The organism is Azospirillum sp. SYSU D00513, from assembly GCF_017356015.1.
In the GTDB taxonomy this organism is placed as follows: Bacteria; Pseudomonadota; Alphaproteobacteria; order Azospirillales; family Azospirillaceae; genus Azospirillum.
This window is the reverse complement of sequence record NZ_JAFIQV010000027.1, coordinates 39,435-61,845: the sequence shown is the minus strand read 5'-3', so window position 1 is coordinate 61,845 and position 22,411 is coordinate 39,435. Positions and strand designations below refer to the sequence as shown.

General features: G+C 69.9%; 20 protein-coding genes and 1 riboswitch. Of the genes, 6 read left to right on the top strand and 14 right to left on the bottom strand.

Annotated features, from left to right (window positions below; genetic code table 11):
• The first annotated feature begins 67 nt into the window (after positions 1 to 67).
• A complete protein-coding gene (locus tag JUB11_RS19805; protein ID WP_207460300.1) occupies positions 68 to 661 on the top strand; it encodes a DUF433 domain-containing protein in 594 nt (197 codons plus the stop codon).
• Positions 642 to 1,010: a hypothetical protein gene (locus JUB11_RS19800; protein ID WP_207460299.1), complete on the top strand. Its 369-nt coding sequence runs from the start codon at positions 642 to 644 to the stop codon at positions 1,008 to 1,010. Before JUB11_RS19805 ends, JUB11_RS19800 begins: the two co-directional genes overlap by 20 nt.
• 10 nt (positions 1,011 to 1,020) lie before the next feature.
• On the opposite strand, the gene JUB11_RS19795 is transcribed toward JUB11_RS19800, so the two are convergent.
• A complete protein-coding gene (locus tag JUB11_RS19795) occupies positions 1,021 to 4,344 on the bottom strand; it encodes a maltotransferase domain-containing protein (RefSeq protein ID WP_207460298.1) in 3,324 nt (1,107 codons plus the stop codon).
• A gap of 261 nt (positions 4,345 to 4,605) precedes the next feature.
• Between JUB11_RS19795 and JUB11_RS19790 the strand changes: the two genes are divergently transcribed.
• Positions 4,606 to 5,460, top strand: a complete 855-nt coding sequence (locus JUB11_RS19790; protein ID WP_207460297.1) for a polyphosphate kinase — start codon at positions 4,606 to 4,608, stop codon at positions 5,458 to 5,460.
• Positions 5,461 to 5,602: 142 nt separating this feature from the next.
• Here JUB11_RS19790 and JUB11_RS19785 read toward each other — a convergent pair whose 3' ends face one another.
• The 10 genes from JUB11_RS19785 to JUB11_RS19740 form a co-directional block, all read right to left on the bottom strand.
• Positions 5,603 to 7,414, bottom strand: coding sequence for a chloride channel protein (locus JUB11_RS19785; RefSeq protein ID WP_247887178.1), 1,812 nt, complete (start codon positions 7,412 to 7,414; stop codon positions 5,603 to 5,605).
• Positions 7,415 to 7,514: 100 nt separating this feature from the next.
• On the bottom strand, positions 7,515 to 8,723 hold the full coding sequence (locus JUB11_RS19780; protein ID WP_207460295.1) for a hypothetical protein: 1,209 nt from the start codon (positions 8,721 to 8,723) through the stop codon (positions 7,515 to 7,517).
• Between the two features lie 104 nt (positions 8,724 to 8,827).
• On the bottom strand, positions 8,828 to 9,532 hold the full coding sequence (locus JUB11_RS19775; RefSeq protein WP_207460294.1) for an ABC transporter ATP-binding protein: 705 nt from the start codon (positions 9,530 to 9,532) through the stop codon (positions 8,828 to 8,830).
• Positions 9,529 to 11,244, bottom strand: a complete 1,716-nt coding sequence (locus tag JUB11_RS19770) for an ATP-binding cassette domain-containing protein (RefSeq protein ID WP_207460293.1) — start codon at positions 11,242 to 11,244, stop codon at positions 9,529 to 9,531. Before JUB11_RS19770 ends, JUB11_RS19775 begins: the two co-directional genes overlap by 4 nt.
• Positions 11,237 to 12,109, bottom strand: a complete 873-nt coding sequence (locus tag JUB11_RS19765) for a branched-chain amino acid ABC transporter permease (protein ID WP_207460292.1) — start codon at positions 12,107 to 12,109, stop codon at positions 11,237 to 11,239. Before JUB11_RS19765 ends, JUB11_RS19770 begins: the two co-directional genes overlap by 8 nt.
• Before the next feature lie 10 nt (positions 12,110 to 12,119).
• Positions 12,120 to 13,247, bottom strand: a complete 1,128-nt coding sequence (locus JUB11_RS19760) for an ABC transporter substrate-binding protein (protein WP_207460291.1) — start codon at positions 13,245 to 13,247, stop codon at positions 12,120 to 12,122.
• A 98-nt stretch (positions 13,248 to 13,345) separates the two neighbouring features.
• Positions 13,346 to 13,441: riboswitch (TPP riboswitch) on the bottom strand.
• Between the two features lie 120 nt (positions 13,442 to 13,561).
• Entirely contained in the window at positions 13,562 to 14,185 is a 624-nt protein-coding gene (locus JUB11_RS19755) for a DUF2076 domain-containing protein (RefSeq protein WP_207460290.1), read from the bottom strand.
• An 81-nt stretch (positions 14,186 to 14,266) separates the two neighbouring features.
• Positions 14,267 to 14,986 (bottom strand): Bax inhibitor-1/YccA family protein, encoded by a 720-nt coding sequence (locus JUB11_RS19750; protein ID WP_207460289.1) that lies wholly within the window; start codon positions 14,984 to 14,986, stop codon positions 14,267 to 14,269.
• A 34-nt stretch (positions 14,987 to 15,020) separates the two neighbouring features.
• Positions 15,021 to 15,824, bottom strand: coding sequence for a hypothetical protein (locus JUB11_RS19745; RefSeq protein WP_207460288.1), 804 nt, complete (start codon positions 15,822 to 15,824; stop codon positions 15,021 to 15,023).
• Positions 15,825 to 15,828: 4 nt separating this feature from the next.
• Entirely contained in the window at positions 15,829 to 16,353 is a 525-nt protein-coding gene (locus JUB11_RS19740) for a sigma-70 family RNA polymerase sigma factor (RefSeq protein ID WP_207460287.1), read from the bottom strand.
• Positions 16,354 to 16,583: 230 nt separating this feature from the next.
• Between JUB11_RS19740 and JUB11_RS19735 the strand changes: the two genes are divergently transcribed.
• The gene (locus JUB11_RS19735) at positions 16,584 to 16,907 is read left to right on the top strand and encodes a hypothetical protein (RefSeq protein WP_207460286.1); all 324 of its coding nucleotides are present in this window, start codon (positions 16,584 to 16,586) and stop codon (positions 16,905 to 16,907) included.
• A 30-nt stretch (positions 16,908 to 16,937) separates the two neighbouring features.
• On the opposite strand, the gene JUB11_RS19730 is transcribed toward JUB11_RS19735, so the two are convergent.
• From JUB11_RS19730 to JUB11_RS19720, 3 genes are all read right to left on the bottom strand, one after another.
• Positions 16,938 to 17,204, bottom strand: a complete 267-nt coding sequence (locus tag JUB11_RS19730; RefSeq protein ID WP_207460285.1) for a hypothetical protein — start codon at positions 17,202 to 17,204, stop codon at positions 16,938 to 16,940.
• A gap of 164 nt (positions 17,205 to 17,368) precedes the next feature.
• Complete coding sequence (locus JUB11_RS19725; RefSeq protein ID WP_207460284.1) at positions 17,369 to 18,538, bottom strand: MFS transporter; 1,170 nt, start codon at positions 18,536 to 18,538, stop codon at positions 17,369 to 17,371.
• 235 nt (positions 18,539 to 18,773) lie between these two features.
• Positions 18,774 to 20,078 (bottom strand): hemolysin family protein, encoded by a 1,305-nt coding sequence (locus JUB11_RS19720; RefSeq protein WP_207460283.1) that lies wholly within the window; start codon positions 20,076 to 20,078, stop codon positions 18,774 to 18,776.
• A gap of 528 nt (positions 20,079 to 20,606) precedes the next feature.
• Between JUB11_RS19720 and JUB11_RS19715 the strand changes: the two genes are divergently transcribed.
• Positions 20,607 to 20,990 (top strand): STAS domain-containing protein, encoded by a 384-nt coding sequence (locus tag JUB11_RS19715; RefSeq protein ID WP_207460282.1) that lies wholly within the window; start codon positions 20,607 to 20,609, stop codon positions 20,988 to 20,990.
• Positions 20,991 to 21,519: 529 nt separating this feature from the next.
• Entirely contained in the window at positions 21,520 to 22,407 is an 888-nt protein-coding gene (gene bla, locus JUB11_RS19710) for a class A beta-lactamase (protein WP_207460281.1), read from the top strand.
• Positions 22,408 to 22,411 lie beyond the last annotated feature (4 nt).

Sequence of the window (22,411 nt, the reverse complement as noted above, 5' to 3'; positions counted from 1 at the left end):
ATCCTTGACGCTGGCCATCCGGCTGCATAAATGATCCCTGGCCGCGGATTGATTTAGGAGGTGCGTCATGGCGTCCGCTCTCGAACGCCTCCCTGCTCACGGCTTGTACACCGTCCCGGAAGCGGCCTACGTGGCCGATCTGGACAGTAAGGCCGTGCACAACGAATTCGAACAGAACGTGTTCGAAGCATCCAACGCCGAAAGGCTGATCTCCCGCCCATCGCTGTATTACTTCGTGGCCGTGAAGCCCTTCCGGACGCACATCAGCACGGAAGTCCGGCGCCTCTGGCACAAGCATTTCCTGGATGCTTACCAAAAAGGCAAGCCACTGGTGGAACTGGGTTTCTTCCAAGTCCCAATCGAGAAAATCGCACAGGAAGTCGCGCCGAAGCTCGATCTCCTGGAGCGGCTTCGGGACACCATCCGAATCACCAAGGGTATCGCGGGAGGGGAGCCGGTGATCGCGGGCACGCGCATCAAGCCCCGCCTCGCCGCACAGATGGTGCAGTCAGGCACGCCCCCTGAGGAGATCGTTCGGGAGTACGGCCTGACCGAGGAGCAGATCGAACTGGCCTTGCTGTTCGACCGTCTCTATCCAAAGCGTGGACGTCCCAGGATCGAGCGCCGGGGCATGAAGACACATGCTCTACCTCCTCGATGAGAACATCGCGAAGTGCTGCGCGGACCCGACATCGGTCTACACGGCGCAGCGCAGCATCGAGGTGCCTGGCTTGGGACCCGAAGCATCCGACTTCGACATCTTCCACTTTGTAAGGCTCGGCGGCTTCGTCCTGGTGACGAAGGACGGCGATGACTTTGAAGCCATCATGTTCGACCAGCGGGATATCATCCCGATGGTCGTCTTTCCAGGCGACACGCGCGCAAGCCAGCAACGTGATCTTCTGTTGAGGGCAACGCCCGTCATCGCTGCGGAACTGGCGGCCAGCCCCGGCCGCCAGTTCTCATTCAACGCCGACTTCAACCTCCTCAGCTACGAGCTGGCACTCTGATCCTCCTTCATCACACCCCCGGCGGGCGGATGCGCCAGATGGCGGCGGGGTTGTGGTTGGGGTCGAGCCAGATGTGCTGGATCTTGCCGATCCAGGTGTAGCGCCCGCCGCTCAGCAGATCCTCCACCTGGACATGGGCGACGTCGGGCAGCCCCAGCTCCCACAAGGGAACCTCGAAGGTGCAGCCGTGGCCGTTGTGCGGGTCGAGGTTGACGGCGATCAGGATGATGTTGTCCTTGGCTTCCGTCATCTTGCCGTAGACGAGGATGTTGTCGTCGTAGGCGTTGTAGAAGCGCAGGTTGGTGAACTGATGCAGCGCCGGATTTTCCTTCCGGATCTGGTTCAGCTTCTTCACGTAGGCGCAGATGTTGCCGGGCTTGTTCCAGTCCCAGTGGCGGATCTCGTACTTCTCGGAGTTGTTGTACTCCTCCTTGCCGGGATAGGGGTCGGCCTCGACCAGGAAGTAGGGGGTGTAGAGGCCGTAGACTCCGCTGAGCGTCGCCGCCAGCACGGCGCGCGACATGTGCGCCGACCGGCCGCCGTGCACCAGGATCGGCGGCAGGATGTCCGGCGTGTTGGCGAAGAAGTTGGGCTGCATGTACTCCTTGGACGGGCTTTGCGTCAGCTCCGTCAGGTATTCGGTCAGTTCCTGCTTCGTGTTGCGCCAGGTGAAATAGCTGTAGGACTGGGTGAAGCCCACCTTCGCCAGCCGCCGCATCAGCTTCGGCCGGGTGAAGGCCTCGGCCAGGAACAGCGCGTCGGGGTAGAGGTCCTGCACCTCGCGGATCATCCATTCCCAGAAGGGGAAGGGCTTGGTGTGGGGATTGTCCACGCGGAAGATGCGCACGCCCTCCCGGCACCAGAACAGCACCACGTCGCGCAACGCGTACCAGAGCGACGGGTAGGACTCGCGGTAGAAACTGACGTTGACGATGTCCTGGTACTTCTTCGGCGGGTTCTCGGCGTAGCGGATCGAGCCGTCGGGCCGCCAGTAGAACCATTCCGGATGCTCCTTCACCCAGGGATGGTCGGGGGAGCATTGGATGGCGAAGTCCAGCGCGATCTCGATCCCGTGCTTGTGCGACTCCTTCACGAGGTTCCGGAAGCTCTCCAGGTCGCCGATCATCGGGTCGATGTCGGTGTGGCCGCCCTCCTCCGCGCCGATGGCGTAGGGCACGCCCGGATCGTCCGGGCCGGGGTTTAGCGTGTTGTTCTTGCCCTTGCGGAAGGCGCGGCCGATCGGGTGGATCGGCGGGAAGTACAGCACGTCGAAGCCCATGTCGCGGATCATGGGCAGCAGGCCCACCACGTCGTCGAAGGTCCCGGGGCGCGACGGGTCGGGCGAGGCGGAGCGGGGGAAGATCTCGAACCAGGCGGAATAGCGCGCCGCCGTGCGGTTGACGTAGACCTCCAGGTCACGGCCGTAGCGCGAGAGATACTGCCGCTCCCCGTACTTCGCCATCAGGCCGCGCGGCTCGTCCGACAGGGCGTAGGCGGCAAGCTCCTCGCCCTCCAGCGCCTTCATCCGCTCGACCACGCGCTCCAGCGCCTCGCGCGCCTCGCCCTGGTTCAGCGCGACGGCCTGCTCGACGAAGCGGCGGCCCTCGATCAGTTCCAGCGAGACGTCGATCTTGGCGTCGTGCTTCTTCTTGAAGTCGGCGCGCCAGCTCTCCCACACATCGCGCCAGGCCATGAGGCTGTAATAGTAGCGGATGTTGCGCGTCAGCGGCACGCGGGCGGTCCAGGCGTCGTTGGGAAGCGCCGTCATGGGCACCTCGCGCCACGTCTCCTCATCCGCCGGGCGGTAGAGAACGACGGCGCCCAGCACGAAGGTGCCGTCGGTGAAGACGTCGGCCGACACCTCCAGCACGTCGCCGACCACCCGCTTGATGGGATAGCGCCCGGCGTCCAGCTCCGGCTGGAGGTTCTCGATGACGATGCGGCCCGAGGCGACGTCGTCCATCCAGGCGCGCTTGGCCGGATCCTCGTCCGGCCGGCTCCGCAGCTCGATCGGCTTGCCCTGCCCCGCCCGCGCGCGGAACACGCGCAGCTCCATGGGGCGCAGGGTCAGGGGTGCTCCGGGCTCCAGCGCCAGGGGCACGGCCTCGGGCGTCACATCCTCGAAATCGCCGAACAGCCCGCCGGTCCCGGTCAGCAGCGGGCCGGGGTCGACGGGGTGCGGGCGGTTCTCGTCGGGGTTCAGCAGCAGGACCGAAGCCCCCTCCGCCCCGCCGTTCACCGTGCGGACCAGCCCCATGACCGGGTTGTGCGGGGCGGTCAGACGCCACTGCGGCCCCTCCACGTTCAGCGACGGAGTGTCGCGCTTCATGGCGTTGACCTTGCCGATGAAGCCGCTGAGGTCCAGTTTCGGCTCCTCCCAGTCCTCCGGCCGCGTGTTCACGACGTCGAGCCTGCGGGTGAAGCCGTATTCGAAGCCCACGGGCATCATGACGCCGGTGGAGAAGCTGGCCGCGAACAGGTAGTGCATCTTGAGCTGGGCGGCGAGCCGCTGGGTGTCCTGGCTGCCCACCTCGGCGGCGAGACGGTCGGTGTCGTGGCTTTCCGGGAAGGCGACGGAGGGGGCGATCCGGCGGAACTCCTCATACTGGTCGAGCAGCCAGTCGGAGCGGAAGTCCCACCATTTGGCGCTGTTGAACAGGAAGTCGAAGCCGGCCCCGCAGAGGTCGCGCACCTGCTCCACCGTGCAGCCCAGCGTCTCGGCGAAGAACTTCACCTCCGGGTCCGTGCGGCGGGCGTCGTCGATCAGCTCCTTCCAGATCTCCGCGGCCACCTGGTAGGCGGCGTCGCAACGGAAGCCCTTCACGCCCAGCCCCATGTAATGGCGGATGTAGCGCTTCCAGTAATCGATCATCGCGCCGCGCGCCTCGGCCCGCCCGTAGTCGAGCATGGCGAGGTCGCCCCAGACCGTGACCAGGGAGGGGTCGTTCGGATCCACCGCGCGCGGGCTGTACAGCTCGCCCCGCTCGTCGCGCCGGTACCAGTCGGGATGCTCGCCGACGAGCAGCGCGTCCTTGCTGGTGTGGTTGATGACGAGGTCCATCATCACCGACTGGCCATGGCGGCCGGCCTCCTGGACGAAGCCGCGCAGCAGCTCCTCGGGCGGCTCCTGCGCGCCGCCCTGGAACATGTCGTGCAGCCGGTAATGGTCCTTGATGGCGTAGAGGCTGCCGGAGAAGCCCGGCTGGTGGATCGGGTTCAGGAACAGCCAGTCGAATCCCATCTCCTGGATTCGCGGCAGGTGCCCGGCCCAGTCGCGCACCGAGCCCATCAGAAGGGGGAACAGGTTGTAGATACGCGGTCCGGCGGCGGCCATGGGGGCTCCTTCTGGTCGGCGGTAGACTGGTCGGCGTCAGGCGCACGGTCGGCAAACGGGATGCCCCGACGGGTTCGCTGTTGACCGTTCCCGACGGTCCCCTAACCTGCGTTGGGGACCGGTGCCGGACCCGGCATGCAACCCTGTGAGGCGCACGCGCTCAACCCATCGCAAAGCCGAAGGTTCCCCATCCTCCCCTCGCGGGCGGTCCCTTCGACCCGGTCCTTGCACCATCCCTACACCATGAACGAGAGAGGACGCATGCCAGACGACACCGGCCCCGAGAACCAGAAGCACGGCCGCATACGGCTCGGGCGGATGGAGATGAACGCCGCCAAGCTTGCGAACCGCGCCGAGTACGACGACCGGCTCGCCAAGCTGCAGAAGGAGCTGCTGCACATTCAGCAGACCTACTGGCACGAGAAGCGCCGTGCGGTCATCGTGTTCGAGGGCTGGGACGCCGGTGGCAAGGGCGGCTGCATCCGCCGCGTGACCGAGCCCCTGGACGCCCGCGGCTTCCATGTCTGGCCGATCAGCGCCCCGACGGCGGAGGAGCAGGGCAAGCATTACCTCTACCGCTTCTGGACGCGCCTGCCGGCACCCGGCACCCTGGCGATCTTCGATCGCAGCTGGTACGGGCGGGTGCTGGTCGAGCGGGTGGAGGGCTTCGCCTCCAAGGAGCAGTGGCGGCGCGCCTACGACGAGATCAACCAGTTTGAAAAGATGCTGACCGACGACGGGGTGCGCATCGTCAAGCTGTTCCTGCACATCACGCCGGAGGAGCAGCTCGAACGCTTCCGCGAGCGGCTGACCAACCCCTACAAGCGCTGGAAGCTGACGGAGGAGGACCTGCGCAACCGGTCGCGCTGGGACGAATACGTTGCCGCGGTCGAGGACATGTTCGACCACACCTCCACGCCGAACGCCCCTTGGACGGCCGTCCCGGCCAACGCCAAGTGGTACGCGCGCCTGAACGTGCTGGAAACCATCAACCGCACGCTGCGCGAGGGCGTCACCATCGCCCCGCCCCCCATCGATCTCGCCCTCGCCAAGACCGCCGCCGAGGTTCTGGGCATCCGCATCGGCGCGGTCGCCGACATGAAGCGGGGGGAGTGACGGCCGCCCCTCCTCATACGATGTTCATGAAGTCCTGACCTGTGGTCAGGACTTCCGCGCCCCGTGGCGCGGGGGGCGGGGCGCGGGGCCGCAGTCGCGGCTCTATACCGGGTTCGGAGGTCGGAATTTTCCGAACCCGGTATCAATCCCGCCCGTAGAGGCTGTTCTCGCCCAGTTCCTCGCTGCGCCGCCGCTCCAGTTCCTGGCTGTAGCGGCGCAGCGCGAAGGCCTCGCTGACATAGCCGACGATGCGGCGGTCGCCGCGCGCGGCCAGGACCGGCAGGGTTTCCACCTCCGCCTCGCTGAAGCGGCGCAGGATCTTGCGGATGTCGTCGCCGGGCAGCAGGAAGGCATCGCCATGGTGCGCGAGGTCGCCGACCTTCAGCTCGGCCGCCCGGCCGTCCATGTCCGGGTCGTGCACGGCGGCCATGTCCACGATGCCGGCGAAGCCGGTCTGGTTGTCCACCGCGAAGACGGTCTTGGCGCTGCCCAGCGGGTAGAGCCGGCGCAGGGACTCGATGGTCTGCGTCTCCGGCGCGGTCTTGGCGTCGGAACGCATCAGGCGCAACGCCGACAGCTCGGCCACCCAGCCGATGTCGTGGGCGCCGCGGATCGGCACGCCGCGCAGGTGGAAGCGCCATGTGGCGAAGGAGTAGCCGAAGGCCTGCCGCACCACGACGGTGGAAATCACGACTCCCATCAGCACGCCGGACGCCGCCCACAGGTCCTGGGTCGCTTCCAGCACCAGCAGCACCATGGTGATCGGCGCCCCGATCACCCCGGCCGCGACGGCCCCCATCCCCACCAGCATCAGCAGCGCCCCGTCGATGCCCATGTCCGGCAGCATGGTGTCGGTGAAGATCGCCAGCAGCCCGCCGAAGAGCCCGCCCAGGAAAAGCGACGCGCTGAACAGCCCGCCGCGGAAACCGCTGCCGAGCGAGACGGCCGAGGCGGCGATCTTCGCGCAGAGCAGCAGGGCCAGGATCGCGACGCCGCCGCCGAATCCGGCCGGGTCGGCGCCCGGCCCGGCGCCCAGCACCTGCGGCACGAAGAGCGCGATCCCGCCCAGGCACAGCCCGCCGAGCGCCGGCCGCAGCCAGGAGGGGACCGGCAGCGCGCGGAACCCGCGCTCCGCCAGGGTCACGGCCTGCATGGTGAGGATGCTGAGCCAGCCGGCCAGGAAACCGGCGACCGCGCAAGCCGCGTAGTCCCAGCCGTCCACCGCGACCGGCCGGCCGACCGACAGCGGCAGGGAATGGTCGAAGAAGAAGCCGGACACCACGACGGCCGACAGGGCGGCGGTGCCGACCGGCGCCAGCGTCGCCATGGTGTAGCCGCCCAGCACCAGTTCGAAGGCGTAGAAGGCCCCGGCCAGCGGCGTGCCGTAGGCCGTCGCGATGGCCGCCGCCACGCCACAGCCGACCAGCGTGCGCAGGTCCGACCGGCGCAGCCGCAGCCGCTGCCCGAAGGAGGAGGCAAGGCCGCCGCCGGCCTGGCTGTAGGCGGCCTCCATGCCCACCGACACGCCGGAGACGTTGGACAGGATGGTGGCGATGGTCAGCCGCAGGCTGTCCAGCAGGGACATCTTGCCGCCGTACAGCGCGTTCGCCTCCACGGGGTCGACGATGTCGCGCGGGCGCCAGCGCCGCACCAGCGCGACCAGCACGCCCAGCAGCAACCCGCCGCCCGCCGGAATCAGCATGACGCGCCAGGGGTCGATCCCGCCCGTCGTGGCGCCACCCAGATGCTGGTCCGGGGGCAGGCCGAACACCGCCGCCTGCGCCCACAGCACGGCGTCGTGCAGGCCGGCCACGGCGAGGCCGACGACGGCCCCGAGGGCCGCGGCGAGCAGGAGCAGGAAGAGCGCGCTGTCGCGCAGGTTCTGCCGCGCCAGGACTCCCGACGCCGCCGAGGTCACGGCCGCGCCGGCGTCGCTGCCGGCTGATCTGTTCAACGGAGTGGCGTCTTGCGGCATGGCAGGGAAGGTGTGCGGTGCACCCGGCCGCTTCAACCATTCATCGGGAGGACGGCCCGGAATGGGCCATCCCTTCGGGTCAATTCTGCTTCGGCTTGTCCGAAGCGCTCTTGTCCCCCGCGCCCGTCTCGGCCGGCTCCGCCGCCACGGTGCGGATGACCCGGGCGATGTTCCCGGTCGCCTTGTCCGCGAGCTGGCGGTCGGTCTCGGCGGCCTCGTGGAAGATGACCGTGAAGAGCCGGTCGGGGGACAGGAAGAACAGGAGGGAGACGTGCAGCACGCCCTTCTCCGTCGCGCACTCGACGCTGCCGGTGCGCAAGGACACCTCCGGCAGATCCTCCTGGTCGGTGAAGGCAACGGTCGCCTTGCCGCCGCAGCGCGCCTTCATGGAGCCGGCGAACTCATCGGACAGGTCGGTGAGCTTGGCGCCCTCCTTGACCGCGCTCTCGCGGACCCCGCCGAAGATCGGGCCGTAGCGCCAGGCGAAGTCGGCCGCGCGCTGCTCCGGCGGCGTCTGGCCGAAGCCGATCGGCTCGATCTCCTCCAATCCGGCGGCGGCCAGGAGATCCATGAGCGGTGCTGGCAGCGCGGCAGCGCCCGCCTTCACCTTCTCGGACACCACCACGGGCTTGAAGGGCGGCACTTGGCCGCTCTTCTCCACGCAGGTCCTCAGGTCGGCCAGCGCCCTCTTCGTGCCCTTCAGCGTGAAGCCGATGCGGTCCGCGGCCGAGGTCACGATGAACTGGTTCCCGTTCATCAGGGCGTCATACAGCTCCTCGTCGCGGCCGTTGGCGATCACCAGCATGTCGCGTTGCGGCGCGACGGCGGTGCGCTCGCGCTTCAGCTTGCCGTCCACGAGGATCTCGACCGGCCACTGCTCGTCCTTGGGCAGTTCGGCGCCGGGAATGCCGATGCCGACGTTCAGCTCCCCCCTGGCGTTGCGCGCCAGCATCAGCGCATGGCCTGTGTCGTACTGCCCCTCGACCACGCAATAGGCGAAGTTGCCGTCCTTGTCCTTGCTCGGCCCGCCCTCCCAGCCATGTTCCAGCACGGCGGGCCCGTCCTTGCGCGCCGTGGCCGCGGGTTCGGGGTCGGGCGGGGGCGCCGGCACGTTCTCCAGCGCGGGCACCGGCAACTGGCCCATCGGGAACGGCAAGCCGGTGCTGGGCCATTCGGACCCGGGCACCAGTTCGGCCACGCGCCACTCCTCCGCCCGGACCGCGCCGGAGGAGGAGGCCCCCAGCAGCAGGAGACTCGCGAAAGCGGCGGCGAAGGGTTTGACGGTCATAACGCTGTCCATGCCAACAAAAGCGGAGGAAACTAGCTCTTCCGTGGTGCGCGCCGCAAGCGAAAGGGCGGTGACATCAGGCGTTTTCCCGCGGATTTGTCCCCTCAGCCGCCTAGAAAGGCGTCCCGCAGGGCATCGTCGGGCAGCCGGTCCGCCGGACCGTCATGGACGACGCGGCCAAGCCGCAGCAGGACCGCGCGGCGCGCGGCGCCGAGAGCGCGCGCCGCACTCTGTTCGGCGACCAGCACGGCGGTGCCGGTGCCGGCAATCGCCTTCACCGCGGCGAACACCTCACCCGCCAGCTTCGGCGACAGGCCGAGCGACGGCTCGTCGAGCAGGAGCAGCCGGGGCCGGCCCATCAGCGCGCGCCCGACCGCCAGCATCTGCTGCTGGCCGCCCGACAGACGCCAGGCCCGCTCCGCCGCCTTTCCTTCCAGGGCGGGGAACAGCGCGAAGACCGCGTCGAGATCCGCCGCCCGGCCGGCACGGCCGAGCGGGCTCGCCACCTCCAGATTGTCGCGCACGCTCATGCCGGGGAAGACGCGGCGGCCCTCCGGCACGTAGCCCAGCCCCAGCCTCACCCGGCGCTCCACGGCGAGGCCCGTCGCCTCCTCGCCGCCGATCCAGATCCGGCCTCGGCTGGCCGGCACGAGCCCGAGCACGGCCTTCAGCAGGGTGGACTTGCCGGCCCCGTTGGCGCCGAGCAGGGCCACCGCCTCACCCGCCTCCAAGGCCAGGGACAGCCCGTCCACCGCCACGGCGCCGCCGTAGCCGGCCGTCAGATCCTCGACGCGCAGCAGCGCCGTCATGCGGTCCCCTCCCCGAGATAGGCGGCGACCACCGCCGGGTCCCGCCGCACGCCCTCCGGCGGCCCCTCATAGAGCAGGCGGCCCTGGTCGAGGCAGAGGACGCGCCCGGCGAGCGGAAGCAGGAATCCCATGTCATGCTCCACCACCAGCACCGCCGTGCCCTCCGCCGCGGCGGCACGCAGATGGCCGGCAAGGTCGGCCTTCTCCGCGTCGGTCAGGCCGGCCGCCGGCTCGTCGAGCAGCAGAAGGCCGGGGCGGCGGGCCAGCGCGCGTGCCAGCTCGACCCGGCGGCGCAGGGCCGCCGGCAGGTCGCCGCAGAGGCGCCCGGCGAGGCCGCCGGCGCCGAGCCGTTCCAGCGCCCACAGGGCGTGCGCTTCCGCCGGGACGAGGCCGGGGTCCTCCGCCAGCCGCGCGGCGGCCACCGCCTCCAGCACGGTCGCGCCGTCCGGCAGGGCTCCGGACTGGAAGGTGCGGGCAAGGCCGGCGCGGGCGATGCGGTCGGGGCGCCATCCCGCCGTTTCCGTCCCGAACAGCTCCACAGTCCCGGCGTCGGGCCGCTCCAGCCCGGACAGCAGGTTGATCACGGTCGTCTTGCCCGAGCCGTTCGGGCCGATGAGGCCGGTGATGGCGCCTGGCTCCAGGGCGAAGGAGACGCCGTCCACCGCGCGGACGCCGCCGAAGGATTTGGCGAGTCCTCTCACCACCAGTGCCGGCCCCGGGCCGGAGCGGGCGGGTTCGGCCGGCGGCACGGGGCGCGGGGGGGCGCGGTCCCGTGGCGGGAGAAGCCGGTCCAGCAGCCCGGTCAGCCCCTGCGGGGCGGCGATCACCGCGGCCAGAAGCGCCACGCCATAGACGATGAGGTAGCTGCGCTCGAGCGCGCGGAACCATTCCGGCAGGTGGATCAGGAGGAGCGCGCCGAGGATTGCCCCCGCGACCCGCCCGCGCCCGCCGACCACGGCCATGGTCAGGACCGAGACCATCACCGGGAATTCCAGCACTTCCGGCGACACCACGCGCTGGGTGTGGACGGACAGGGCACCGGCGGCGCCCGCGAAGACCGCGCTGAGAGCGAAAGCCGCCAGCCGCAGGCGCCCGACGTCGAGCCCCAGCGCCGCCGCCGCCAGCGGGTCGTCGCGCACCAGCACCAGCGCCCGGCCGAGCCGTCCGCGCGCCACACGCCAGGCCAGCAGCCCGCCGAAAGCCACCATGCCCCAGACGAGCGCTGCCAGCGGAAGCCCGCGCGGCACCGCCCAGCCGAACAGCACCACGCCCGGCACACCGGGCAGCCCGTTCGCCCCGCCGGTCAGGTCCGGCAGGTTGACCGCCAGCAGGAGCACGACCTGCGCCACCCCGAGCGTCGCCAGCGCGAAGTAGTGCGATTCCAGCCGCAGCACGGGCAGCCCGACCAGCAGCGCCACCACCAGCGGCAGCAGGAGTGACAGCGGGAAGGTCGCGGCGAAGCCCAGCCCGTAGCGGCTGCCGAGGATGCCCGTGGCGTAGGCGCCGAGCCCGAAGAAGGCGCCATGCGCCAGCGACAGGGCGCCGGCCAGCCCGAAGACGATCTGGAAGCCGGTCACGGCCAACGCGTACACCCCGGCGACGGTCAGCACGCGCAGCTCGTAGGGAGACGCGTACAGCAGGGCGTACGAGGTCAGGGCCAGGGCACCCGACGCGAGGAGCAGGGGCTGGCCGAGGCTGCGGAGGTCACGCACGGCGCCGCGCCGCCTCCCCGAAGAGGCCCTGCGGCCGGGCGACCAGGATGAGCAGGAGCGTGACGTACAAGGCGCCCAGTGCGACGGGGTAGGACAGGACCGACGACACCCCCACTTCGAACAGCGCGATCACCAGCGCCCCGGCCACCGCCCCCGGCACCGACCCCCAGCCGCCGATGGTAACGGCGATGTAGGCCTTGAGGATCAGGTCGCCGCCCGCCGTGGGTGCGACGAAGAACTGGTTGGCGAGCAGCAGCCCCGCGACCCCGGCATAGGCCGTACCCAACGCGAAGGTGGCGAGGATCATCGCCGTGACCGGGACGCCGCAGGCGCGCGCCATCTCCGGATCCTGGGCGGTCGCGCGCAGGCGGCGGCCGAGTTGGGTGCGGGCAAAGAGCCAGCCCTGCGCCGCGATCAGCAGCCCCGCCACGGCGATGATGGCGAGGCTCTGTTCGGCCACGACCAGCCCGCCGAGGCTCAGCGACCCGCCGGAGAAGAGCGGTGGAGCCGCGCGCGGCTCCGGCCCGAACAGGACCGAGGCCCCATTCTGGAGGATGATGCCCACCGCGATGGTGCTGATGAAGACCGAGACCGGCGGGCGCCGACGCAGGGGCATGTAGGCCGCCAACGCCAGCAGCACCCCCAGCCCGGCCATGAGCGCCATCACCACCGGGAGCAGCAGCACCCCCGGCAGGGGCAGCAGGGGCGCCGCGGCCACGGCCAGCAGCCCGCCGGCCATGACGAGGTCGCCCTGCGCGAAGTTCACCGCCGACGTCGCGTTCAGCACCAGCACGAAGCCCAGTGCCACCAGCGCGTAGGCCGCCCCCAGCGCCACCCCGTTCACCAGGAGCTGGAGGATGATCACCGGCGGTGCCTCACGGCACGACGCCCGTCACGTTGTCGTAGCGCTTGGCGAGCTTTGGGACGCGGCTGGCGCCGTCGTAGCAGACGATCACGGCGGAATGGGCCATGTTGCCCTTCCCGTCGGAGCGGTAGGTCATGGCGAGCCCCTTGTGGGTGCCGCCGGCCAGGGCGTCGCGCACCGCCTGGGGCGTGCGGGCGCCGGCCTTCACCGCCTCCAGCACCATGCGCGTGCCGTCATACTGGCCGAGCGCGAAGGCGTCCGGCTCCGCCTTGAACTCCCGCCGGTAGGCCTCGGTGAAGGCCTCCATCTCCGGCGAGCCGCCGGACACGGGGGAGGCGGCGGTCTCCGCGCAGACCCCCTTCAGCTCGGCGGGCTCAAGCAGGGCCGCCGTGCTCGGCTGGTGCATGGCGGAGCCGGCGACGACCGGGATGGTCAGCCCCTGCGCCGCGGCTTGGCGCAGGAACAGGGCGGTCGGGCCGGAATGCAGGTGCAGGATCAGCACGTCGGGACCGGCGGCGAGCGCCTTGGTCAGCACCGGCAGCAGGTCCTTGGCGGTGGGGTCCACCCCTTCGGCGAAGACCGGCTCGGCGCCCAGCCGCTTCAGCACGGTGTCGAGATGGGCCTTGCCGCTCTGCCCGTAGGCGGTGGTCTGGTAAATCACGGCCGCGCGCCGCTTGCCCAGCTCCTCCACCACGTAGCGGGCGTGCGCTTCCTTGGTCACGGCGTCGCCGGGAAAGAAGCGGAAGACCCAGGGGTTGCCCTGCTCGGTGATGGAGGCGGTGCCGGACACGGTGACCAGCGGCAGCCCGTATTCCTCGGCCAGCGGCAGCATGGCGAGCATCTGGGTGCCGAGCATGCTGGCCCCCACCGCGACGACCCCGCCACCGCCCGCCGCCCGTTCCAGCGCGGTCACGGCGGCTTCGGGCGAGGTGCCGGTGTCGATGACGTCGGAGCGGATGGTCAGGCCGGGGACGGCGTCCTTCAGGGCCAGCAGCGCGCCGTTGCGCTGGCTGGTGCCTTCCAGCGACAGGAAGCCGGTGACGGGCACGAGGACGGGGATGGAGATATCCTCTTCCGCCCGCACAGGTGCGGCGGCATGGGCCAGGAGAAGCCCGATCAGGGGCAGCGCGCTGGCCATCGTTCGGTTGCGTCCGGTCCTCATCATCTCTTCCCCACGGCGCGGAACGGACCATTGGGGGAGCCGGGAACCGGGGCGGGACGGAAAGAACCGGACAAGCCGCGGCCCGCAGACGATCCCTCCGCTGGTACGACCCAGGTCAGGTTCTATGGGTGTGATCTCAGCCCGCCCAGCGGGCACCCCATGTCATAGGCGGCGGGCAGAGTGGCCGAAAGATCTGGGCCGGTCAACACGCGGCATGGGGAAATTCCGCCATGAAAAAAGGCCGCGCGGGGCTGTCCCCGCGCGGCCCGGTCGGCCAGGAATGGCCGGGCTTAGATCTCGTCGCCGAAATCGCCGCCGAAGTCCTCGCCGCCGCCCTGGTCCCAGCTCGCCTGGTCGGCTTCCGCCGCCGGCTCCGCAGGGGCTTCGGCCGCCTGGGCCTCGTCGCCGGAGAAGGCACCCATCAGCGCGTTGCCGAGCAGCATGCCGCCGGCCACGCCCATGGCGGTCTGCATGGCGCCGGCCATGAAGCCGCCCCCGCCGCCGTGTCGGTACTGCGGGTTGGCGTAGGCGCCGACCCGCGGGTCACCGTAGCCCGGCGCCTGCTGGTTGCCCCAGGGTCCACCCTGACGCATGGCCGGCTGGCCGTAGCCGGAAGACTGCGGCTGCGGCGCCGGCTTGGAGCCGCCGAACAGCCCGCCGAACAGCCCGCCGGAGGAGGCCGCCGGACGCTCCTGGAGCTGGCGCTCCAGCTCCTCGTTGCGGGCCTGCATGGCGGCCAGCGCCTGCTCCTGCATGACGATGGTCTGGGCCATCAGGTAGGGTGCCGCCGGCTGGCGGGTGACATGCGCGCGGATGTGGCTTTCCGCCTCGGGGTCACGCGGGCCGGACTGCATCTCCGCCTGCCGGAGCTTGTCGAACAGGCCATCGATGATCTGGCGCTCGTTGTGTTCCATGGTCCTCGTTCCTGACTGTCTGAAGCGTCTATTCCGAAGCTCGAATCCGAAGCTCAAAAATCCGCGTGATGCCGTCCGGGATCACTCCTCGCGCTGGCCGGTCAGGTGGAGCAGCATGTTGAAGAGATTGATGAAGTTCAGGTAGAGCGACAGCGCGCCCATGACGGCCATCTTGGTGTTCGTCTCGTGGCCGTAGCCCTCGGCGAACTCTTCCTTGATGCGCTGGGTGTCGTAGGCGGTGAGGCCCGTGAACACCAGCACGCCGATCACCGAGATGGCGAACTGCAGGGCGCTGGAGCCGATGAAGATGTTGACCAGGCTGGCCAGCACGATGCCGAGCAGGCCCATCATCAGGAAGGAGCCCATCTTCGACAGGTCGGCCTTCGTGGTGTAGCCGTAAAGGCTCATGCCCGCGAACAGCGCCGAGGTGATGAAGAAGACGCGCGCGACGCTGGCGCCCGTGTAGACCAGGAAGATCGAGGCCATGGACAGGCCCATGACGCCGCAGAAGGCCCAGAACAGCGCCTGGAGGCTGGCCGCCGACATGCTCTGGAAGCGCCAGGACAGCACCATGATGAAGGCCAGCGGCGCCAGCATGACCACCCACTTCAGCGGGGTGGTGAAGATCGGCACGTAGAGAGCCGGGGTGTTGGCGACGAGGAAGGCGACCGCGCCCGTCAGGGCCAGACCCAGCATCATCATGTTGTAGATGCGCAGCATGTGCTTGCGCAGGCCCTCGTCGTACGCGGCCTGGGACAGGCCGGCCGCCGCGCCGAAGGGGGAGTAGTGCGGGTTCACCATAGTTTCCTCTCGATGTGTTCGGGTCGGTACCGGTTCAGAACCAGGAAGCCTGCACGGCCTTGGCGTAGGCCATCAGCTCGGACGCCGGCAGCTTTCCGCACAGGGCATACACATGGTGGCCCTGCTGCCAGTAGACGACCGACAGATCACCGAACCGCGCGGATTCGGGACGGGTTGCCGAGAAGCTGCCGTCCTCGGCCGCGAACAGGGTGACGCGGTCGGAACCGGCGGCCTCGTAGACCACCTGGACCGCGCTGCCCACGTCCCAGGGGACGATGCGCGACGTCAGGGCGTGCAGTTCCTTCGGAAATTCGGGGATGGGAAGGGCGCCGCCCGCCGACTGGGAGGCGACACGGGCGAGCGCCGGCGCCCGCTCCGGCGGCTGGCCGCCGAAGGTCTCCCCCGCCTCGATGGCGGAGCGGTGCGCCTCGACCGCCTCGTCGGCGAAGACGGGCACGGGATGGGCGGCGGCGACCGGATCGGCCAGCACGTTGCCGAACAGCGCGTGGGCCGACCAGCCGATGCCGATGAAGACGGCCGCCGCCACCGCCGCGCGGAGCTGCGCCGCCGCGCGGCGGCGCGGGCGGGCGGGAAGCGGGAGGACCTGGGCCGCCACGGCGGCCGTGACGGGAAGCGGTGCCGTGCCCGTAGCGGGGCCTAGGACGGGACCGGCCGTCAGAAAGAGGTTGATCTCGTCGCGCAGCCGCATGTCCCGCATGACGCGGGCGGCAAGGTCGGGATGGTCCTGGAGATAGGCCTCCACCTCAATCCGGCGCGCCACGTCGAGCTGGCCGTCCACATAGGCGAGCAGGTCTTCCTCGGGAATGGGTGCGGGCATCGGATCACCTTACCAATCGCAGATGCGGTCCCTGCCCGGTTTCACCCGGGCGGTCCGTCGAACGTTCCGTCGCGGCGCGCAGGGCCGCCCGGCCGCGCGCCAGCCGCGACATGACGGTGCCGAGCGGCACCCCCAGGCAGTCGGCCACGTCGCGGTAGCTCATCCCCTCGATCGCCACGAGCATCAGCACCTCGCGCTGCTCCTCGGGCAGGTCCATCAGGGCCTCGATGGTCTGGCCGAGCTCCACGCGGGCCGCCTGCGGCGCCGACGGGTTCCCGGACAGGCCGTCGGCCTGCACGAGGGCCGATTCCGCCTCGCGCTCCGTCTTCAGGCGGCGACAGCGCGACACGTGGGTGTTGTGGAGGATGGACAGCAGCCAGGGCTTGGGATCGGTGCCGTCGCGCAGCGTGCGAGCGCCTTCCAGCGCGCGCAGAACGGCTTCCTGCACGAGATCCTCGGCCCGGTCGGCATCCCGCGTCAGCACCAGCGCGTAGCGGCGCAGGACACCGAGATGACTTGATATGTCCATTCTCTTTCGTCTTCCCCTCAACCGGACGCACCGTATACGCGGCGCATGGCGGGCTTAATCCCGGCAGCCTCAAAAAATCTTGGCCGGACCGGAACCTAAAAAAGCCTTCGCCTATTCCGGAAGGACACCCACTTGGAATGGCGGGAGCGCGCCGCCTGTTGAATGCGAGGCTTGTGAAGGACGGTGGCGGGTTCCCCGCCCGAACCCTGCCCGAAACCTCTGGACACGCCGTGACCGACGATATCTACGACAAGCGCATCGACCGCCAGTTCGACAAGCTGGAGCAGAAGCTCCCCGGGCCGATCGGCCGCGGGCTGCGGGGCCTGCGCGAGCCCCGCATGATCTGGCTGCGCGTCCCGATCGCCCTGCTGCTGATCGTCGGCGGTTTCTTCAGCTTCCTGCCGGTCCTCGGCCTGTGGATGCTGCCGCTGGGCGTTCTGCTGCTGGCCCAGGACATTCCCTTCCTGAAGCGCCCGACCGCCCGCCTCATGGTCTGGGGCGAGCGGCGATGGACCGAATGGCGGCGCAAGCGGCGGTCGTCCGCCTCCTCCTGACCGGCCCCGCCACCAGTCCCGCATTGGGGCTCAGCAGCGGTGCTTGCCGTGGCGGTGGCGGCGGCGGCAGCCGTCATCGTCGTCCCAGCCGCGGTCGCGGTAGCCGTGATGGCCCCGGCGGCGGTCATGGTCGTCGTGCCAGTCGTCCCCGTCATCGTCGCTGACCGCGAGGATGCCCAGGCCGACGACGGCGGCGCCCACCAGCGCCAGCCCCGCCGCCTCTTCCGAGTTGCTGGCGCAGCCCGACGCCAGCAGGGACGCCGCCAGCACGCCGGCCATCAATGTCTTCGAACGCATCGCTCTTCCCCCCGCTTAAGCTTGCCCTGTGACAAACGTGGCGCGGCGAGCGTCTATTCCATCAAATCGCGCGTCGCGGTCGCAAAATCCTGGCCCCAGGAACCATAGGCCGATTCCAAGGCCGGATGTACAATTTTCGGCGCCGCGCGGGTCAGGCGAACAGGTCAGGCCGGACGGACGATGCGGGCGCTGAGCGCCACGGCCGCCATCATGACGGCCACGAGCCCCAGGGCCAGTGGCAGCGTCGTCACCTCGGCGGCGAAGCCGATCACGGCCGGCCCGAAGAGCAGCCCCGCCCCGCCCAGAGTGGAGACGGCGGCGATGGCCGTGCTGGCGGGCATGTCCGGCAGCCGTCCGGCGGCGCTGAAGAGAACCGGCACGATGTTGCTGGCCCCCAGCCCGATGATCACGAAGCCGAGCAGCCCCGCAGCCCCCCAGGGCAGCGCCACGGCGATGAGCAGCCCCGCCACCGTCAGGAGCCCGCCGACCCGCACGACGTTGACCGGGCCGAGCGCCTGGGTCAGCCGGTCGCCCGTGAAGCGCCCCACCGCCATGGCGACGGAGAAGGCCGCGTAACCCAGACCGGCCTGCGACTCGCCGAAGCCCCGGAAGAAGCGCAGGAAAACGGCGCTCCAGTCCAGCACCGCGCCTTCCAGCATGAAGACGGCGAAGCACAGCAGCCCGAGCAGGAGCGAGCCGCCGCGCGGCAGCACGAAGACCGGGCCGCCGGCGGCACGCGGGGCGTCCCGGTCCGGCCCGAGCACATCGCGATGCTGGGTGAGGGTGATGGCGGCGACCAGCGCGCCGACGCCGAGCCCGCAGGCCAGCGGCGCCAGGCCGGTGCCGACCAGCGCGCTCATGCCCAGGGCGCCGACGAGGCCACCGACCGAGAAGAGGCCGTGGAAGGAGGACATCAGCGGCCGCCCATAGCGCGCTTCCACCAGCACGGCCTGGGCGTTCATCGCCACATCGACCACCCCGACGGCGCCGCCGAACAGGAACAGCACCGCGGCGAGCGCCGGCCCGGACGGGGCCATGGTGAGCAGCGGCAGCGCCACTGCCGCCGCGATCCCGGCGACCAGGAGCGTCAGCCGGCTCCCGAACCGTTCGATGAGCGCGCCGGTCATCGGCATCATCGCCATGCCGCCGCTTCCCAGCGCCAGGAGGATGAGGCCAAGCTCCCCTTCCTCCAGCCCGAGCCGCGCCTTGACGATGGGGACCATGGGCGCCCAGCTCGACAGGGCGATGCCGCACATCAGGAACAGCAGGCAGGTGGCCCGCCGCGCCGCGCGCGGCGCCGCGTCGCCCCGCCCGTCGGAAACCAGGGAGGTCATGGAAACTCCAGTCGAGGGAATGCCGGCCCTTGGCTATGGGCCGATCGTTCATCGTCACGCAGGACCATGCATCAACATGCATGATTACGCAATACCGTGCAGCCTGCGCGAAAGGATACAGGCGCGCGCGGGCGTCTGTCGAACCCCGTCCGACGGCGCAACCAACACTTCACAATCGGCATGGAAAGACGGGGACGGCGGGCGCAGGGGTCTTCCCCGCGCCGCCGCCCGGCAGTTACGGCTCTTCCGCGGCCGCCGGAACCGGCATGACCAGCACCTTGTCGATGCGGCGGCCGTCCATGTCCACGACCTCGTAGCGGATGCCGTCGCGCTCGAAGGTTTCGCCGGCCGTGGGGATGTGCCCGATGCAGTTCAGCACATAGCCGGCGACGGTGTGGAAATCGCCGCTGTTCTTCACGCCCTTGATGCCGACCGTGTCCTCGAACTCGTCCACCGGCATCCAGCCCTCGATCAGCCAGCTGCCGTCCTCGCGGCGCACGGCGGCCGACTCCGGCTCCTCCCCGACCTCCGGCAGGTCGCCGGCGATGGTCTCCAGTATGTCGGTGATGGTGACGACGCCCTCGATGCTGCCGTACTCGTCCACCACGACCGCCATGTGCATGCCGGAGCGCTTCATCAGCTCCAGCAGCTTCAGGATGGGGGTGCCGTCATGGACGACCAGCGGCTTGGTGGCCGAGGCCGCGAGGTCGAGCGGCTTGCCCTGGAAGGCGAGGCCGAGCAGGTCGCGCGTGTGCACGACGCCCAGCAACTCGTCCAGCTCGCCCCGGCAGGCGGGATAGCGCGAATGGGCGCCTTCCTTGATCTCCTCCAGCAGGGCGTCCTGGCTGTCGTTGGCATCGAGCCAGATCACGTCGGGCCGGGGCGTCATGATGCTGCGCACCGACCGGTCGGCGAGCCGGAGCACACCGTCGATCATCTTCTTTTCCTCGGGCGCGAAGACGCCGGCCTCGGTTCCTTCCGTGATCATGGAGCGGACCTCCTCCTCCGTCACCGTCGCCTCCCGCTCGCCGTGCAGGCCGAGCAGGCGCAGCAGCGCGTCCGTCGAGATGCCGAGCAGCCAGACGAAGGGGGCGGCGATGCGCGACAGGGCGCGCATCGGGCGGGCGACGGCGGCGGCGATGCGCTCGGGATCCTTCAGCGCGATGCGCTTGGGGATCAGTTCGCCCAGCACGATGGAGAGATAGGTGATGGCGACGAGCACCGAGCCAACGCCGATTCCCCTGCCATAGCCGGCGAGCGCCGGGATCTCCTCCAGCCAGGCGCCCAGCCGGTCACCCAGCGTGGCGCCACCGAAGGCACCGGCGACGACGCCGACCATGGTGATGCCGATCTGGACCGTGCTGAGGAAGCGGCTGGGGTCCTCGACCATCCGCAGGGCGGTTCTCGCGCCGGCCGATCCCTGTTCGGCCATCTGCTGGAGCCGCGCGCGGCGGGAGGACACGACGGCCAGCTCCGACATGGCGAAAACGCCGTTCAGCAGCATCAGCGCGAAGACGATCGCGATCTCAAAGCCAAGCATCGGTCAATCCGGTGTGGTGGTTTTCAGCAAACAGACGAGGGACGGATCGGTGGCGCGGGCGCGCCGATCCTGGTGCGGTCTTGAGCTGACCGCGCCCCTTCGGGCCTGAATCGGGTCGGGATGCGCGTGGCGCATGGGGCGCGGACCGGGCACGGCTGGAGTGCCGCATCCCGGGGGGCCTGTCGCTGGGCCGCCGCAGAACGTCCGGAACCTGCCAGGCGTCCTGCGGCCTACTTGGGCCGCTTGCGGAATCGTTCATGGTGTCCCCGGCCTTGGGCGCGGGGGCGCTCCGTCTTGATTGAACCTCCCGCATAATGTTCGGAGGATGCCGCCTTGCGCAAGCCCGTCTGTGGTGGTGCCCCGCGTTGCGGGAGGCAAGCTTTCCGGCATGCGGGATAGGCGGAGGTGCAAAGCGGGTGCGCCGTCATGGAACGGAAACATCACCGTCACGCATCCATCGCCATCGCATGGTTATCTCCGACTCCCCAAGAAAGGCGGATCTGTCGAACCGCCTATGATGTGGAGCGGATGATGCGTGGCGAGGGAGCGTCCCTCACGGTCGAAGGGTTGGCGGTCCCGCTGGGACAGGTGGCGCCGCGCCTTCGCGTGCGGCTGGCCGGCAGCCTGGACCACCGGGCGCTGCCGCGCCTGCGCCCGCTGCTCCGCGCCGCGGCGGCCCATGCGGGCCTGTGCCTGCGGATCGACCTCGCCGGCGTGGACTTCATCGACGCGTCCGGCGTGGGCGTGCTGCTGACCTTGCAGGAGGCGGTGCGCGGGCGCGGCGGTGCCGCGGAGTTCCTGAACCCAGCCCCGCGCGTGCGGCGCATCCTGGCCGGCATGGGGATCACGGACCAGCTCGCCCTATTGGAATCGTCCGCCGCCGCGACGGAAGGCCGCAGCCGCGCGGCCTGACGCCCGGCGGGAGTGTCCAGGAGGGGGCGGCGAAGGAATTGAGCGCGCGCAGCCGCGCGGGCCTCGCGGATCATCGACACATATTCCCAATAGGCGCTGTCCAGGCAACGCGGATCACCGCGGTCCCAGGCATCCCCCATGGCACGGCTGTAGAAGCCCAGCGCCGCAAGCCCCTGGGGGCAGTCGCGTGGGACGCAGGAGCCACCACGACGGAAGCCAAGGGCGGCGGTCATGGGGCTCCTTCGCCGAGGGCGCGGGGGAGTCGGGAGAGGCCAGCGGCAAATCAGCGGCGTCCGACCTGGGTTGAGTATCCTACAACCGGGTCGGATTTAAGGAATGCTGTCCTATTGATGTTGGATGGGGCAGAGGTGTTCAGCACGGAACGTCCAACAACGGGAAGATCGGAGCGAATAGGCGCGCGCGACTATGCACAAATTTTTCTAGGGTCTCGCCACAGATATCGTCTTTTGCCGCTCCTTCCGAACGCGACTACCGTCCCGCCAGCCACAGAACGAAACTGGAGGATGGAATGATCGGACGACGGGGTTTCCTGGCCGTGGCGGGCGGTGCGGCACTGCTGGCCGCGACGCGCGTGGGGGCAGCAGACAAAGGCTTTTCGGGAGCCAAGGGGCTGCGCGACGGCATGGCGGCGCTGGAGCGGCGCAGCGGCGGACGGCTGGGCGTGTCGGTGCATGACACCGGCAGCGGACGACGCTTCGGCTGGCGCGCGGACGAGATGTTCCCGATGTGCAGCACCTTCAAATTTCTATTGGCCGCCGCGATCCTGAGGCGGGTGGACGAGGGTCGGGAGAGCCTGGACCGCCGCATCCCGGTGACGCCCGCCGACATGGTCCCCTACGCGCCCTTCACGGAGACCCGCCTGAACGGCCCGGCGCCCACGGTGGCGGAGCTGTGCGAGTCCACGATGACGCTCAGCGACAACGTCGCGGCGAACCTGCTGCTTCCCGCCGTCGGCGATCCGGCCGGGCTGACCGCCTTCGTGCGGACGCTGGGGGACCGTCACACGCGGCTCGACCGCAACGAGCCGACGCTGAACAGCGCCATCCCAGGCGACCCGCGCGACACGACGACGCCGGACGCGATCATCCACAGCATGGAGCGTCTGATGATCGGCGACGCCCTGCGCCCGGCCTCGCGCGAGCAGCTCATCCACTGGATGGTCGCCAACAAGACCGGCGACAAGCGCCTGCGCGCAGGGCTGACGCCGGGCTGGCGCGTCGGCGACAAGACGGGCACCGGCAACGGCTCCTTCAACGACATCGCCATCGTCTGGCCCACGGGCAAGCCGCCGGTTCTCATCGCCTGCTACCTCGCGCAGACGCCCAAGGGTTTCAAGGACGGCGACACGATCCACGCCGAGGTGGCGCGGGCTGTTGCGGGCGCGCTGAACGGGTAAGCGC